This window comes from Nocardioides litoris (assembly GCF_006346315.1).
In the GTDB taxonomy this organism is placed as follows: domain Bacteria; phylum Actinomycetota; class Actinomycetes; order Propionibacteriales; family Nocardioidaceae; genus Nocardioides; species Nocardioides litoris.
On the sequence record NZ_VDMR01000006.1, the window covers coordinates 1 to 13,869 of the forward strand.

At 74.2% G+C, this 13,869-nt stretch carries 16 protein-coding genes; 10 read left to right on the forward strand and 6 right to left on the reverse strand.

Annotated elements, in window-relative coordinates; genetic code table 11:
• Nucleotides 1-113: 113 nt before the first annotated feature.
• On the reverse strand, nucleotides 114-494 hold the full coding sequence (locus FJQ57_RS16620) for a hypothetical protein (RefSeq protein ID WP_139982498.1): 381 nt from the start codon (nucleotides 492-494) through the stop codon (nucleotides 114-116).
• Nucleotides 495-829: 335 nt separating this feature from the next.
• On the opposite strand from FJQ57_RS16620, the gene FJQ57_RS16625 reads away from it, so the two are divergent.
• Nucleotides 830-1,318, forward strand: coding sequence for a hypothetical protein (locus FJQ57_RS16625; protein WP_139982500.1), 489 nt, complete (start codon nucleotides 830-832; stop codon nucleotides 1,316-1,318).
• 55 nt (nucleotides 1,319-1,373) lie between these two features.
• The gene (locus tag FJQ57_RS16630) at nucleotides 1,374-2,291 is read left to right on the forward strand and encodes a hypothetical protein (protein WP_139982502.1); all 918 of its coding nucleotides are present in this window, start codon (nucleotides 1,374-1,376) and stop codon (nucleotides 2,289-2,291) included.
• A 12-nt stretch (nucleotides 2,292-2,303) separates the two neighbouring features.
• Here FJQ57_RS16630 and FJQ57_RS16635 read toward each other — a convergent pair whose 3' ends face one another.
• Together FJQ57_RS16635 and FJQ57_RS16640 are read right to left on the reverse strand one after the other, a co-directional pair.
• Nucleotides 2,304-3,263, reverse strand: a complete 960-nt coding sequence (locus tag FJQ57_RS16635; protein WP_139982504.1) for a sulfotransferase family protein — start codon at nucleotides 3,261-3,263, stop codon at nucleotides 2,304-2,306.
• A 14-nt stretch (nucleotides 3,264-3,277) separates the two neighbouring features.
• Nucleotides 3,278-4,159: a lysozyme family protein gene (locus FJQ57_RS16640; RefSeq protein WP_139982506.1), complete on the reverse strand. Its 882-nt coding sequence runs from the start codon at nucleotides 4,157-4,159 to the stop codon at nucleotides 3,278-3,280.
• 205 nt (nucleotides 4,160-4,364) lie between these two features.
• Here FJQ57_RS16640 and FJQ57_RS16645 point away from each other — a divergent pair, with 205 nt between their 5' ends.
• Nucleotides 4,365-5,255, forward strand: a complete 891-nt coding sequence (locus FJQ57_RS16645; protein WP_170219479.1) for a phosphoribosylaminoimidazolesuccinocarboxamide synthase — start codon at nucleotides 4,365-4,367, stop codon at nucleotides 5,253-5,255.
• A gap of 2 nt (nucleotides 5,256-5,257) precedes the next feature.
• Nucleotides 5,258-5,674, forward strand: a complete 417-nt coding sequence (locus FJQ57_RS16650) for an SRPBCC family protein (protein ID WP_211349019.1) — start codon at nucleotides 5,258-5,260, stop codon at nucleotides 5,672-5,674.
• Nucleotides 5,675-5,779: 105 nt separating this feature from the next.
• Here FJQ57_RS16650 and FJQ57_RS16655 read toward each other — a convergent pair whose 3' ends face one another.
• Complete coding sequence (locus tag FJQ57_RS16655) at nucleotides 5,780-6,277, reverse strand: MarR family winged helix-turn-helix transcriptional regulator (RefSeq protein WP_139982510.1); 498 nt, start codon at nucleotides 6,275-6,277, stop codon at nucleotides 5,780-5,782.
• 23 nt (nucleotides 6,278-6,300) lie between these two features.
• Here FJQ57_RS16655 and FJQ57_RS16660 point away from each other — a divergent pair, with 23 nt between their 5' ends.
• From FJQ57_RS16660 to FJQ57_RS16670, 3 genes are read left to right on the forward strand one after another with little or no spacing between them, the layout of a single operon-like run.
• Entirely contained in the window at nucleotides 6,301-8,406 is a 2,106-nt protein-coding gene (locus tag FJQ57_RS16660) for an MMPL family transporter (RefSeq protein ID WP_211349021.1), read from the forward strand.
• A gap of 13 nt (nucleotides 8,407-8,419) precedes the next feature.
• Nucleotides 8,420-9,994 (forward strand): long-chain-fatty-acid--CoA ligase, encoded by a 1,575-nt coding sequence (locus FJQ57_RS16665; protein WP_139982512.1) that lies wholly within the window; start codon nucleotides 8,420-8,422, stop codon nucleotides 9,992-9,994.
• Nucleotides 9,995-9,998: 4 nt separating this feature from the next.
• Nucleotides 9,999-10,202, forward strand: a complete 204-nt coding sequence (locus FJQ57_RS16670) for a hypothetical protein (protein WP_139982514.1) — start codon at nucleotides 9,999-10,001, stop codon at nucleotides 10,200-10,202.
• 126 nt (nucleotides 10,203-10,328) lie between these two features.
• Here FJQ57_RS16670 and FJQ57_RS16675 read toward each other — a convergent pair whose 3' ends face one another.
• Nucleotides 10,329-10,847, reverse strand: a complete 519-nt coding sequence (locus FJQ57_RS16675) for a YflT domain-containing protein (protein ID WP_425465431.1) — start codon at nucleotides 10,845-10,847, stop codon at nucleotides 10,329-10,331.
• 76 nt (nucleotides 10,848-10,923) lie between these two features.
• Between FJQ57_RS16675 and purS the strand changes: the two genes are divergently transcribed.
• Genes purS through FJQ57_RS16690 form a run of 3 tightly spaced genes read left to right on the forward strand, consistent with a single transcriptional unit; the run spans nucleotide 10,924 to nucleotide 12,307 of the window.
• Entirely contained in the window at nucleotides 10,924-11,199 is a 276-nt protein-coding gene (gene purS, locus FJQ57_RS16680) for a phosphoribosylformylglycinamidine synthase subunit PurS (RefSeq protein ID WP_139982516.1), read from the forward strand.
• The gene (gene purQ, locus FJQ57_RS16685) at nucleotides 11,196-11,864 is read left to right on the forward strand and encodes a phosphoribosylformylglycinamidine synthase subunit PurQ (RefSeq protein WP_139982518.1); all 669 of its coding nucleotides are present in this window, start codon (nucleotides 11,196-11,198) and stop codon (nucleotides 11,862-11,864) included. Before purS ends, purQ begins: the two co-directional genes overlap by 4 nt.
• Nucleotides 11,861-12,307 carry a DUF3817 domain-containing protein gene (locus FJQ57_RS16690; RefSeq protein ID WP_139982520.1) on the forward strand — a complete coding sequence of 149 codons (447 nt, stop codon included), beginning with the start codon at nucleotides 11,861-11,863 and terminating at the stop codon, nucleotides 12,305-12,307. Before purQ ends, FJQ57_RS16690 begins: the two co-directional genes overlap by 4 nt.
• An 18-nt stretch (nucleotides 12,308-12,325) precedes the next feature.
• Here FJQ57_RS16690 and FJQ57_RS16695 read toward each other — a convergent pair whose 3' ends face one another.
• On the reverse strand, nucleotides 12,326-13,810 hold the full coding sequence (locus tag FJQ57_RS16695) for a glutamine synthetase beta-grasp domain-containing protein (protein WP_139982522.1): 1,485 nt from the start codon (nucleotides 13,808-13,810) through the stop codon (nucleotides 12,326-12,328).
• Between the last annotated feature and the right edge of the window lie 59 nt (nucleotides 13,811-13,869).

The following is a 13,869-nucleotide window of genomic DNA, read 5'->3' on the forward strand; positions in this document are numbered from 1 at the left end:
CGGGTCGACCGGGCCACACGGCGCACGGAGCGGAGCCTGGCGCAGCGCGTCGGACCCCGCGCCTTGCCTGGCCGGCGGCAGCGTGGGGCGTGGTGCGCGGGGGCGGCGCGGCGTCAGGTGGAGCGACCCATCGACGGAGTGCCGCCCCAGTTGGCGAGCTTGGTGGCGACGGTGTGCAGGTCGGCGCGCCAGACGTCGTCGGGGCCGGGGGGCAGGATGCCGTCCCACTCGGCGGCGGGGGAGCCGAGGACGTGGGTGAGCCGCGCGGTGCGGGCGAAGAACCACAGGTGGAAGTGGCTGCCGCCGTCGCCCCAGCGGTTGACGTGCACCCGGCCGACGTGGGGGAGGTTCTCGATGATGCGGACGAGCCGGTTGGTGATGCGGCCCAGCTGGGAGGCGAGCTCGTCGTCGAGGGTGCCCATGTCGAGGTGCTCGCGGGTGCTGAGGGTGACGACGAGGGGCAGGCCGGAGGGCTGGCCGGCGTGGGTGAGCACCCAGTGCTCGTCCTCCCACACGACCCGGGGTCGAACCCCTGCTCGCAGGCGCCGCAGGGCTTGCCGGGCGCCTCGCCGTACCGGGCGGGCTCGTCGGACGGCGGCAGCAGGGTGCGTGGCACGACCGCGCCGTCGACCACCGTCCAGGGGAAGATCTCCCACTCCCCGAAATCGGGCATGGGCAGGTGGCCGTCGGGGCCGACGGCCTCGACCACGCGGGCATAGACGTCCTCTGCGGGCTCCGGCATGACGACAGGGTGCCAAACCGATCCGGGAGGCCGGCGCGAGGGTCTTCCCCGATGCCGGGACGCCGACCCCCGTGGTCGGCTGGCCGCATGACGATCCTGACCCGCCCCCTGACCCTGCTCGTCGCCCTCCTGCTCGCCCTGGTCGGCGCCCTGGCCGTCGCCGGTCCCGCCTCGGCGGTGACCCAGGCGAGCGCCGAGTCGCAGCTCCGGGCCGCCGGCATCACCTGGAGCTCCTCGGGCGGCTGCACGACGCGCAGCAACTCGACCTGCACCTCCTTCGACGGCCTGCGCCAGACCTCGATCGACGGCGCGGTGACGCTCAAGCGGGCCAGCGGCTGCGCCCTGAACATCACCGGGGGCACCGAGGTCGGGCACGCGAGCGGCACCTACTCGCACTACAACGGCTACAAGCTCGACTTCTCCCGCACCTCGTGCCTGACCAGCTGGGTGACCGGCACCTACACCTACATCGGCACCCGCAGCGACGGCGCGCGGCAGTACCAGGCGGCCAGCGGCAACGTGTACGCCGACGAGGGCAACCACTGGGACGTCACCTTCTACTCCTGCGGCTGCTGAGGCTCGTCGGGCGCCAGGGGAAATCTCGACCTTCTCGGTCGACTAACATGCCCCCATGCCCACGCTCGACACCCTGGCCCTGCCGACCCCCGACGGTGCGGAGGTCGTCGTGCCGGCCCCGGGCGCTGGACCGGGCAACTGGTCCGGCGCCGCGAGCGCGGTGCTGGTCGACGGCACCTTCTGGTTGACCTGGCGCACGCGACGACCGTTGACCGAGGGACGTGGGGTCACGGTCGTGGTCGCCTCGTCGACCGACGGGGTCCGCTTCGAGCAGGTCGCCGAGGTGCACCGCGACGCGTTCGGCTGCGAGTCGTTCGAGCGGCCGGTGCTCGTGCCGGTGCCGGGTGTGGGGTGGCGGCTCTACCTGTCGTGTGCGACGTACGACTCCAAGCACTGGTGGGTCGACAGCCTCACCGCCGCCACCCCCGCCGACCTGCCCGGGGGCACCCGCCATATCGTGCTCCCCGGTGACGAGCACACGGCGGTCAAGGACCCCGTCGTCGTCCACCACCCCGACCGGGCGGGCGGGCTCGAGGCCTGGGAGATGTGGCTGTGCTGCCACCCGCTCGCCGACCCGGGGCACGAGGACCGGATGACCACCCGGCGCCTCACCAGCCCCGACGGGCTCGTCTGGACCGACCGGGGCGAGGTGCTCGCCGGCCGTCCCGGCGCCTGGGACGAGCGCGGCGCGCGGGTCGCCGCCGTGCTGCCGGCCCGCGCCGGCGAGCCGCTGCGGGCCCTGTACGACGGGCGCCCGGACGCGGCGTCCAACTGGTACGAGACGACCGGCCTGGCCACGTGGGACGGCGAGCGGCTCGTGCCCGACCCGGCGGTCGGACCGATCTCCTCGCCCGACTCCGACGGCGCGTGGCGCTACGCGACCGCCGTGGCCCTGCCCGACGGCCGCACCCGCTTCTACGTCGAGGCCGCCCGCCCCGACGGCGCGCACGACCTGGTCACCGTCGTGCGCTGACCTCCGGCACGCTCAGCGGGCCGCGCGCTGGTCGAACGACCCCCGCGAGACCGGGGAGAGCCAGTCGTGGAAGTCCTCGCCGGTCAGCCGGGAGAGCAGGGCGATGTCGGCGGAGTAGGTCTTGATGAGCTCGGCCCGCTCGTCGGGGTCGAGGAGCGGCCGGTGGGCCCCGCCGCTGCCCAGCCGGGCGACCAGCGGCGCGCTGGCGCGCCGCCAGTGCTCGGGGGGCACGAACTGGGCCAGGGCCGCCCCGGCGCGCACGACCGGGCCGAGGGTGCGGGTGCGCCAGCCGGGCTCGGCGTACGAGCGGGCGTTGTCGCGGGGGATCTGCGAGACCAGGCCCTCGCGGATGCCGAGGAACCGGCAGGCCCGGTCGACGGCGGCGCCGGGCTCGTCGACGAGGTCGCGGTAGCGCATGACGAGGACCTGCTCGGCGGGCACGTGCTGGAGCAGGTGCTCGAGCTGCTCGCCGTACATCCCGAGCTCGCGGTAGCGCCAGAACGGTGCCCAGCCGCGGGCCACGCGCTCGTCCTGCAGGTCGAAGGCGCGGCGGAACGTCGGCTCCGGCTCCAGGCCGTCGGACCACAGGTGCATCCAGTTGCTGTAGGCGCGGTCGACGGGGTCGCGCACGACGGCGATGAGCCGGACGTCCGGCAGGGCCTCTCCGATGCGGCGGTGGGCGCCGCGGCTCCACAGGTAGAACGGCGTGCTCTCGCCCCGCACCTGGTCGTCGCGGGCCTCGGCGAACAGGGCGGCGTACTGCTGCGAGCGCCAGATCCACTCCTGCTGGGAGTGCCGGTCGCCGGGGCCGCTCCAGTGGGGCGGCGGGGCGTCGTCGCACAGCCAGAACTTCGGCTCCTTGGGCCGGGTCAGGAAGGCGTCGGGGTGCTGGGTCAGGGCGGCGTGCAGCGCGGTGGTGCCGGCCTTGGGGGCGCCGATGATGAGGAAGTCGGGACGCGGTCCACGTCGCATGTATGCATACTAGGTTACTTTGCTTTGATGGGCTGGGCCCCGGCGTCGCCCCGCCTCCGGTCGCCCTGCGGTGGCGGTCCCTCGTGCCCCGTGGCCTCGTCGGGGGCGTCCTCCTCGATCGGCTCCGGCGGCGGGTGCTCGACGACCACCGGAGCCGTTGGCACCGCCGCGCCCGCCCGGACGTCGGCGCGGTAGCCGCGGGCGGTCCGCAGCACGGTCCGCACGTACGCCGCCTCCGGCCGCACCTGCCGCAGCGCGCGGGCCAGGGCGCCGGGACGTCGGCCGGGCTCGCGCAGGGCGGGCTCGAGGGAGCACAGCAGGACGCCGAGGCCCAGGGTGGCGTCGTCGAGGTCGCGCGGGTCGCGGACGCCGTCGTCGTCGGCGTCGACCGCCACCCGGGCCCAGGTCTGCGGCAGGAGCCGCAGCGGGCCCACGGGGCGGTCGCGCCGCCTGCTGCCGTCGACGGCGCCGCGGTCGGTGTCGCGGAGCCGCCCAGCGGTCGGTCGTCCGGGCCGGACCAGCCCGTGGTCGGAGGTGACCCGGCCCATCGCGGCCAGCACCGTCCACGGCACGGCGCAGCCCACCCGGGAGGCCCCGAGCACCACCTCGGCGAGCTGGTAGGAGGCCGCCGCCTCCTCCGGCACGTCGGTCACCGACTCCTCGGGCCCGGGCACCAGCAAGGGGCCGACCGGGCCCAGGGGAGCGGGTGCGCGCCGGTCGGCGGCCCGCGACGTACCGGTGCCGGGGACGAGGGCGGCGGCCGCGACCACCGGCGCGACGCGCGGCGCCACGTCGCCGGCCACCTCGGCCGCAGCGGGGCTGAGGCCCCCGCGGCTGGCGCCGAGGGTCGTCGCGCCCGCGGCGAGGGTCAGCGCGACGACCAGGGCCAGGGGCACAGCCGGCCCGACGGAGCGTCGCGGCGCCGCCCGACGGCCGCGCGGGGCGCGCCGGACGAGAAGGCCGGAGGGCTGCCGGGATCGCCGGGATCGCCGCCGGGGTCGCTGCCTCGCGGCACGGTGCTGCGTCACGTCCGGAGCATCGGCAGCCCGAAGGGGTGACTCCAGGGCGGTGGCCCGCGCGGGCCGCACTACGATCGGGAGGGTGCTGAACATCCCGGAGGCACCGGTGCTCGAGGGCGCGACCCACCTCCACTCCGGCAAGGTCCGTGACCTCTACGAGCTGCAGGACGGGCCGCACGCCGGCCACCTGCTCATGGTGGCCAGCGACCGCATCTCGATCTTCGACTTCGTGCTCGACACGACCATCCCCGACAAGGGCGAGATCCTGACCCGGATGTCGCTGTGGTGGTTCGACCGGCTCGCCGACCTCGTGCCCGGCCACGTCGTCTCCACCGACGTCCCGTCCGCCGTCGCCGGGCGCGCCGTGGTGTGCGAGCGGCTCGACATGTTCCCGGTCGAGTGCGTGGCCCGCGGCTACCTCACCGGCTCGGGCCTCCTCGACTACGCCGCCACCGGCGAGGTCTGCGGCATCGCCCTGCCGGCCGGCCTCGTCGACGGCAGCCGCCTGCCCGAGCCGGTCTTCACCCCGGCCACCAAGGCCGAGCTCGGCAACCACGACGAGAACGTCTCCTACGCCGCCGTCGAGGCCACCGTCGGCCCCGAGGCCGCCGCCGTGCTGCGCGACCTGACCCTGCAGGTCTACGCCCGGGCCGAGGAGATGGCCCGCGAGCGCGGCATCCTGCTGGCCGACACCAAGCTCGAGATGGGACGCCGGGGCGACGGCACCGTGGTCCTCGGCGACGAGGTGCTCACGCCCGACTCGTCCCGGTTCTGGCCGGCTGACGACTGGACGCCCGGCCGCCCCCAGGCGTCGTACGACAAGCAGATCGTGCGCAACTGGGCCCTCTCGCCCGAGTCCGGCTGGGACCGCTCCTCCGGCGAGGCGCCGCCGCCGGTGCCGCCCGAGGTCGTCGACCGCACGCGGGCCCGGTACGTCGAGGCCTACGAGCTGCTCACCGGGGAGCGGTGGTAGTCGTGGTCGCCCCCATCCGCTTCCAGGTCTCCTGCGAGGAGGCCTACGACTACCTCGTCGACCCGGCCAACCGCCCCGAGTGGCAGTCGAGCCTGCGCGGCGTCGCCGACGTGCGCGGGCCCGACGGCGTCGTCGGCCAGACCTGGACCGACGTCACGCTCCCGGGCCTGCGGCCCCGCATGGAGCTCACCGACGCCGACCGGCCGCACCGCTGGTCCGAGCGCGGCACCTGGCGGGGGTTCGACGCCACGCTGACCCTGACCTTCACGGCGGTCGGGTCGTTCTGCGACGTCGGCGTCGTCATGCACGTCGCCGGCACGGGCCTGGCCAGGCCCGTCGCGGCCGCCCTCAACCGGGTCGCCCCCAGCGCCGTCCGCTCCGACCTGGTCCGCGCCGCGAAGATCCTCGCCCGCCGCTGAGGCCGCCCGGGGCTCGGCGCCAGCACCGGTCGGGTACGTCGGCTGCGGGAGGCTTCGAGGCTCGTCGCTGGCGCTCCTCGCACCTCAGCCGCCACCGTGGGTGGGTCAGGTGGCGCGGACGGCCTCGCGGGCGGCGACGGTGGCGTCGCCGACCTCCTCCAGGAACGCCGCGATCGCAGCCAGCTCCTCCGGTGTGCGGGAGTCGAGGACGGGCCGCAGGTGACGGGCCAGCTCGCTGAACATGCCGCCGCCGACCGCCATCGCGTGCTCGGTCACGGTGACCACGACGCGGCGCCGGTCGGCCGGGTCGGGGGCGCGGACCACGTGGCCCGCCTTCTCGAGGCGCTCGAGGAGGGCCGAGGTGGCGGGCGCGCTCAGGCCGAGGGCGGCGCCGATGCGACCGGGGGTGGCCGCGGTCCCGTCGAACCCCCAGTCCATGACGAGGGCGAGGCCGTGCAGGTCGGTGCGGTGCATGTCGCCCCCGCGGCTGGCCTCGGCGACGTACAGCTCGCTCTCGGTGGAGTAGCGCCGCAGCGCGCGCACGACGCGCCGCTCGGTCATCGGCTGCTCGGGCACCTCGAGGGGTGGGTTGTCGGCCGGCACACCTCCACCCTACTCTTTCGATCATGGAAATGTTCAGCGGTGGAAAGTTCCCTCACCTGGTCGGCCGTCGGCTGAGCTGGGTGGTCGTCCTCGTCGCCGTCCTCTTCTCCGGCGTCCTCCTCGGCGCGGGCGTCGAGGCCGAGGAGACCGACAACGCCGCGGCCAACCTGCCCACCGACGCCCAGTCGGTCCAGGCGGCCGAGGCCGTCGAGCGCATCGGGGCCGACGACACCGCCCTCGCGCTGGTCGTCCTCGACCGCGGCGGCCAGCCGCTGGCCGAGGCCGACCGTGCCGCCGTGACCGACCTCGTCCGCCGCCTGGGCCCGGCCGCCGCCGAGGGCCAGCAGGTCTTCCCGGCGTTCTCCGACGACGGCGAGTCGGCCTTCGTCGGCGTCCCGCTGCGCGGCGACCTCCCCGAGGAGGAGCGCAACGCCGCTGTGGAGGACCTGCGCGCGCAGGTCGCCGACGCCGGGCTGCCCGACGGCCTGGAGACCGCCGTCACCGGCGGGCCGGCGTTCGCCGTCGACCTCTCCTCGGTCTTCGACGGGGCCGACGTGCGCCTGCTCCTCGCGACCGCCTCCGTCGTCGCGCTGCTGCTGCTCATCACCTACCGCAGCCCGTGGCTGTGGCTCGTGCCGCTCACCGTGGTGGCCGTCGGCGACCAGGTCGCCGCCCAGCTGGTGGCGATCGGCTCGCGCCTGCTGCCGTTCAGCACCGACGGTGCCTCGGTCGGCATCACCTCGGTCCTCGTCTTCGGCGCGGGCACCAACTACGCCCTGCTCCTCATCGCCCGCTACCGGGAGGAGCTGCGCCGCACCGAGGACCGGTACGACGCCATGCGGCACGCCGTCGACCGCGCGGCCCCCGCGATCCTCGCCAGCTCGGGCACCGTGGTCCTCGCCCTGCTCTGCCTCGGCCTGGCCGACAACCCGACCAGCCGCAACATCGGGTTCGGCGGCGCGATCGGCATCGTCACCGCCGTCGTCTACGCCTTGCTCGTGCTGCCCGCCGCCATGACCTGCTTCGGGCGCCGGCTGTTCTGGCCGTTCATCCCGCGCCTGGGCGACGCCGACCCGACCCGGACCGGCTGGTGGGCCGGCGTCGCGCGCCGCGTCACCGCCCGCCCGGTGCTCGTCGCCAGCGGCAGCGTCGTCCTGCTGGCCGCGCTGACCCTCCCGGTGCTCGGCGCCGCGGTCGGCCTCTCCGACACCGAGCAGTTCATCGACGAGCCCGAGTCGGTCACCGGGCAGAAGGTGCTCGCCGAGCACTTCCCGGCCGGCACCTCGCAGCCCACGACGGTCGTGGTGCCGGCCGACCGCGCCGGCGCCGTGCGCACGGCGCTGGAGGGGGTCGACGGCGTCCAGGCCGTGGAGCCCAGCGGCCGGGGCGGCGGCCAGGCGGTCCTGGAGCTCGTGCTCACCACCGAGCCCGCCTCGGACGCCGCCTTCGACGTGGTGCGCGACGTCCGCGCGACCGCCGACGAGGCCGCCGGCACGACGGCCCTCGTCGGGGGACCCGACGCCCAGTCGCTGGACGCCGCCGACGCCGCCGACCGCGACCAGCGCCTGGTCGTCCCGCTCATCCTGGCCGTGGTGCTGCTCGTGCTCCTCGTGCTGCTGCGGTCGGTCGTGGCCGCGGTGGTGCTCGTGCTGACCGTCGTGGCGACGTACGCCGCCAGCCTCGGTGCGAGCTGGGTGGCCTTCTCGACGGTGCTCGACTTCCCCGCCCTCGACCTGAGCGTGCCGCTGCTGTCGTTCCTGTTCCTGGTGGCCCTCGGCGTCGACTACAACATCTTCCTCACCACCCGGGCCAAGGAGGAGGCCGAGCAGGAGGGCGCCGACCCGCGCCGCGCCATCTCGGTCGCGCTGGCCGTGACCGGCGGGGTCATCACCAGCGCGGGCATCCTGCTCGCGGCCGTCTTCACGGTGCTCGGCGTCCTGCCGGTCGTCGTGCTCGCCCAGATCGGTGTCATCGTCGGGTTCGGCGTGCTGCTCGACACCCTCCTGGTGCGCAGCGTGCTCGTGCCGGCCCTGGTGACCCTGCTGGGGCGTCGCTTCTGGTGGCCTGGTCCGCTGTCCCGGGCCCCGGAACCACACCCCGAAGGCGTGGCGTCCGTCACGAACGCGTGAGTAGGTTGTCGGCGTGACCGACTACAACCTCGCCAGCCTCCTCGAGGACAGTGCCTCCGCGTACGCCGACCGCACCGCGATCGTGTTCGGCGACCGCCGGCTGACCTACGCCGAGGTCGACGCCGCCGCGTCCATGGTCGCGGGCGCGCTCACCGAGCGGGGGATCCAGAAGGGGGACAAGGTCGCGCTCAGCTGCCCCAACGTCCCGTACTTCACGATCGTCTACTACGGCATCCTCAAGGCCGGCGGCACCGTCGTCCCGCTCAACGTGCTGCTCAAGGCCCGCGAGGTCGCCTACCACCTCGGCGACTCCGACGCGAAGGCCTACTTCTGCTTCGAGGGCACCGACGAGCTGCCCATCGGCAAGGAGGGGCACGCCGGGTTCGAGCAGGCCGAGGGCTGCGAGCACTTCGTCGTCATCACCGCCGACCCCGCCGCCGCGAGCCCGATCGAGGGCGCGGAGACGCTCGGCCAGGTCATGAACGGCCAGTCGCCGTCGTACGACGCGGTCGCGACCGACGAGGACGACACGGCCGTCATCCTCTACACCTCCGGCACCACCGGCCAGCCCAAGGGCGCCGAGCTGCGCCACCGCAACATGCGCGACAACGCGCTGCTGGGCGAGGAGCTGTTCGGCGCCGACGCCGACGACCCCGACACGCTGCTGTGCGTCCTGCCGCTGTTCCACTCCTTCGGCCAGACCGTCGTGCAGAACGGCGGCTTCGCCTACGGCGGCACCGTGGTCATGCTGCCCCGCTTCGAGGCGGGCCCGGCGCTGAAGCTGATGGAGAAGGAGGGCGTCACCTTCTTCGCCGGCGTCCCGACGATGTACTGGGGCCTGCTCGGTGCGCTCGACGAGTCCGGGGTCGACGTCAAGAAGATCACCGAGACCGTGCGCGTCGCCGCGGCCGGCGGCTCGGCGCTGCCGGTGGAGGTGCACAAGCAGTTCCAGGAGCGTTTCGGCGTCGAGATCCTCGAGGGCTACGGGCTGTCGGAGACCTCGCCGGTGGCGTCGTTCAGCCGCCTCGGCCAGGGCGTCCGGGTCGGCTCCATCGGCACCCCGGTCCCGGGCGTGGAGATGAAGCTGCTCGCTCCCGACAGCTGGGACGAGGCCACCGAGACCAACGACGAGGGCCACGTCGTCGGCGAGATCGCGATCAAGGGCCACAACATCATGAAGGGCTACTACAACCGCCCCGAGGCCACCGAGGAGTCCATCCAGGACGACTGGTTCCGCTCCGGCGACCTCGGCCGCCGCGACGACGACGGCTGGTACTACATCGTCGACCGCTCCAAGGACATGATCATCCGCGGTGGCTTCAACGTGTACCCGCGCGAGATCGAGGAGGTGCTGATGACCCACGAGGCCGTCTCGCTGGCCGCGGTCATCGGCGTTCCCCACGAGAGCCACGGCGAGGAGATCAAGGCCGTGGTCATCCTGGAGAAGGGCGCCTCGGTCACCGAGGAGGAGCTCGTCGCCTGGGGCAAGGAGCAGATGGCGGTCTACAAGTACCCCCGCGTCGTCGAGATCGTCGACGAGCTGCCCATGACCGCGACCGGCAAGATCCTCAAGCGCGAGCTCTCCTGAGGCCGTGCTCGCCCGCACCGTCGGACTGCTCCTCGCCGTCCTGCTCGTGGCGGTCGGGGCCCTGTGGACCGCACAGGGCCTCGGCTACCTCGAGGGCTCCTCGATGACCGGCAGCAAGACCTGGGCCACGATCGGGCCGATCGTGGCCGGGCTCGGCGTCGCGCTGGTGGTCGTGATCATCCAGCGGGCGCGTGACGGGCGGCGCTGAGTCACCGGTCCGCTCCGGGCAGGATCTCCGGTCAACCGGAGGTTCTCCCACTCCTGGTGGGGAGCTTCCCGTCAGGAGTGGCAGTTTCTCCGCTTGACCGGAGGTCTTGCCGCCGCCCCGCCCCGCTCAGTCGAACGGGGTGGGCAGCGCGCCGGGGAGCCCGGCGAGCAGCTCGCGCGCCTGACCGGCGACCTTGTGCTCGACGAGCACCTCGTAGCGGGTGGCCACGACCTGGGTGACCGACTGGAAGTCGCGCTGGCCGCGGGTCATCGCGTAGCCCAGCAGCGCCCAGATGACGAAGAACAGGGCGCCGAAGACGACGGTCGACAGGATCGTGGCCAGGGCGCTCTCGTCGGTGAACAGCACGAAGATCAGGCCGATGAGCAGGCCGAACCAGGCGCCCGAGGCCGCGGCGCCGGCGGCGACGCGACCGGTGGTGAGGCGGCCGGTGATGCGCTCGATGCGCTTGAGGTCGGTGCCGACGATCATGCAGTTCTCGACCGGGAAGTGGTTGTCGGAGAGGTGGTCGACGGTCTTCTGGGCGGCCGCGTAGTCGTCGTACGTCGCGAGCGACTGCGGGAACTCCAGGCGGAGCGGGTTGAGCCCGGGACGGCCCGGGCGACCGGTGGGCGAGGTCATGGCCATGCACCCATTGTGCCGCGCGGGTCCGCAGGCCCCAGGCCCGCGCGGGTGAGGCAGGGCGACGGCCTAGGATCGGGGCGTGCCCAAGGTCGTCGTCGACGTCATGCCCAAGCCCGAGATCCTCGACCCGCAGGGGAAGGCGGTGCTCGGCGCGCTGCCCCGCCTGGGGTTCGGCGGCGTCCTCGACGTCCGCCAAGGCAAGCGGTTCGAGCTCGAGGTCGAGGGCGAGGTGACCGACGAGGTGCTCCAGCGGGTGCACGAGATGGCCGAGACCCTGCTGTCCAACCCGGTCATCGAGGACTTCACCGTCCACGTCGGCGAGGCCGTGGCCGAGGAGCCGGAGGTGCGCGCGTGAAGGTCGGCGTCGTCACCTTCCCCGGCTCGCTCGACGACGTCGACGCCCAGCGCGCCGTCCGGCTCGGCGGCCACGAGGCGGTCGCGCTCTGGCACGGCGACCACGACCTGCGCGGCGTCGACGCGGTCGTGCTGCCCGGCGGGTTCTCCTACGGCGACTACCTGCGCTGCGGGGCCATCTCGCGCTTCGCGCCCGTGATGACCGAGGTCGTCGAGGCCGCGGGCAGGGGCATGCCGGTCCTCGGCATCTGCAACGGCTTCCAGATCCTCTGCGAGTCGCACCTGCTGCCCGGTGCGCTCATCCGCAACGACCACCGCAAGTTCGTCTGCCGCGACCAGCGGCTGCGCATCGACAACGCCTCCACGCCCTGGACCTCCTCCTACGCCGAGGGCCAGGAGGTGACGATCGTGCTCAAGAACGGCGAGGGCGGGTACGTCGCCGACGCCGCGACCCTCGACCGGCTCGAGGGCGAGGGGCAGGTCGTGGCCCGCTACCTCGGCGACAACCCCAACGGCTCGATGCGCGACATCGCGGGCGTGAGCAACGAGCGAGGCAACGTCGTCGGGCTCATGCCCCACCCCGAGCACGCCGTCGAGGAGCTCACCGGCGCCGGCACCGACGGCCTCGGCTTCTTCACCTCGCTGGCCGCCGCGGCCTTCGCGTGACCCCGCAGCGGCTGTTCCGCGGCGTCGCCGTCGCCGAGGCAGTCACCTGGGCCCTGCTGCTGGCGGGCATGTTCCTCAAGTACGTCACCGAGACCACCGAGCTCGGCGTGCGGGTCGGCGGCATGCTGCACGGCGTCGTGTTCGTCGCCTACTGCGTGACCACCGTCGTCGTCGCCGTCGACCAGCGCTGGACGCTGCGTCGCAGCCTGCTCGGCCTGCTGGCCGCGGTGCCGCCGTTCGTCACCGTCGTCTTCGACGTCGTGGTCGAGCGGCGCGGTGCCTTCGGGCCGTGGCGCTTGACCACGGCCGCCCCCGAGCGGGGGGTGGACCGCCCGGTCGCCTGGTTGCTCCGCAACCCCCTGCGCGGCCTGCTCACCGCGCTCGCGGCCGTCGCCGTGCTCACCGGTCTCGCGCTGCTCGTCGGCCCGCCGGTCGGGGGCTGACCCGGGCGCCCGGCCCGGCTAGCCGACGTACCAGAACTCGCGGACCAGGTCGGCGCGACGCTTGTCGTCCTTGGCGAGCTTCTTCATCGACACCCGCTCCCCGAGCTCGCGCAGGCGGGTGATGACGGCGTCGAGCACTGCGGGCGGGAAGACGCCGTCCTCCTCGAACCACGCCCGCGCGTCCTCCAGCGCGGCCGCCGAGCGGCGCACCGAGGACGGCAGGGTCGCGGCGTCCTCGCCCACCCGGTCGGCCCGGAGCCGCTCGGCCTCGGCCGCGCCGTCGAGCGCGCGCAGGCCGCGGCGGGCCGCGACGGCGAGCCCCGCCAGCAGCAGGTGCACGTCGGCCGACCCGTCGCCGAGGCGCAGCTCGACGGTCTGCGGGTGCGGTGCCACGGCCGGTACGTCGGGGCGCCGGTCGCCGTTGGCGTGCTCCTGCATCGGCGCGAGCACGTCGCCGGCCCAGGCCAGCGGCACCCGGACGAGCCCGGTGCGGTCGGTCTCGCCCCAGCAGATCAGCTCGGGGGACTCCTCGCCGTCGGCGAAGCGGAGGTAGGAGGTCGGCACGGTGCAGCCCAGCGCGGTCAGCGCGGGCGCGGCCCCGAGGTAGCCCGCGACCAGGCGCAGGGCGGTCTCGGTGAGCGCGCCGTCGTCGTCGACGAGGACGTTGCTGCCCTCCCGCACGAGCCGGGTGTGCACGTGCAGGCCGTTGCCGGCGCCGTCGACCCCGATCGACGGCGCGAAGGTCACCTCCAGGCCGTGGGCGTGCGCGACCTCGCGGACGACCCACTTGGCCAGCACGAGGGCGTCGGCGGCCTGCTCGACCGGCACCGGCCGCAGCTCGATCTCGTGCTGCACCAGCTGCCGCTCGGCCTCCAGCACGTTGCCGACCTCGCCGTGGCCGTACTTGACCTCGACGCCCATCGCGGCCAGGTGGTGCAGCGCCTGCTCGCGCACCGCCTGCCCCTTCGAGAACGGCGGCGACTCCTGGTAGCCGCGCTCGGCCTCCACCGGGTGCAGCGGGTCGGGGTCGCCGACCAGGTAGTACTCCAGCTCGCCGAACGCCTCCAGCACCAGCCCGGTCTCCGCGGTGAGCGCCTCCGCGGCGCGCCGCACCAGCTGCTCGCGGGCGTGGGCCAGCGGACGGCCGTCGCGGTCGTAGAAGGAGCAGAGCAGGTCGAGCGAGGGCTCCTCGCCGAAGGGGTTGACGAACGCCGTGCGGTAGCGGGGCACGATGTAGGCGTCGCTGTCCTCGGTCGCGGTGCCCTCGAACACGCTCGAGCCGTCGACCCGCTCGCCGTGGGTCAGCACCTCGACCAGGTGCTCGCGCGAGGACGGCACGAACGCGAGCGTCTTGAGCCGTCCGTCGCCGCCGACGTAGCGCAGGTTGACCTGGCGCAGGCCGAGGCGTCGTACGGCCTCGACGAGGTCGTCGCAGGTGAGCTCGTCCGTCGGCTTGCCGAGCAGCCGCACGAGGGGGTGGGGGACGTGCTCGTCGTCGTTCATCCTCCGACCCAACCGGGGCGGCCCGGCGCGCGCGCCACCCGCGCGGGCGCCGCGCCCCC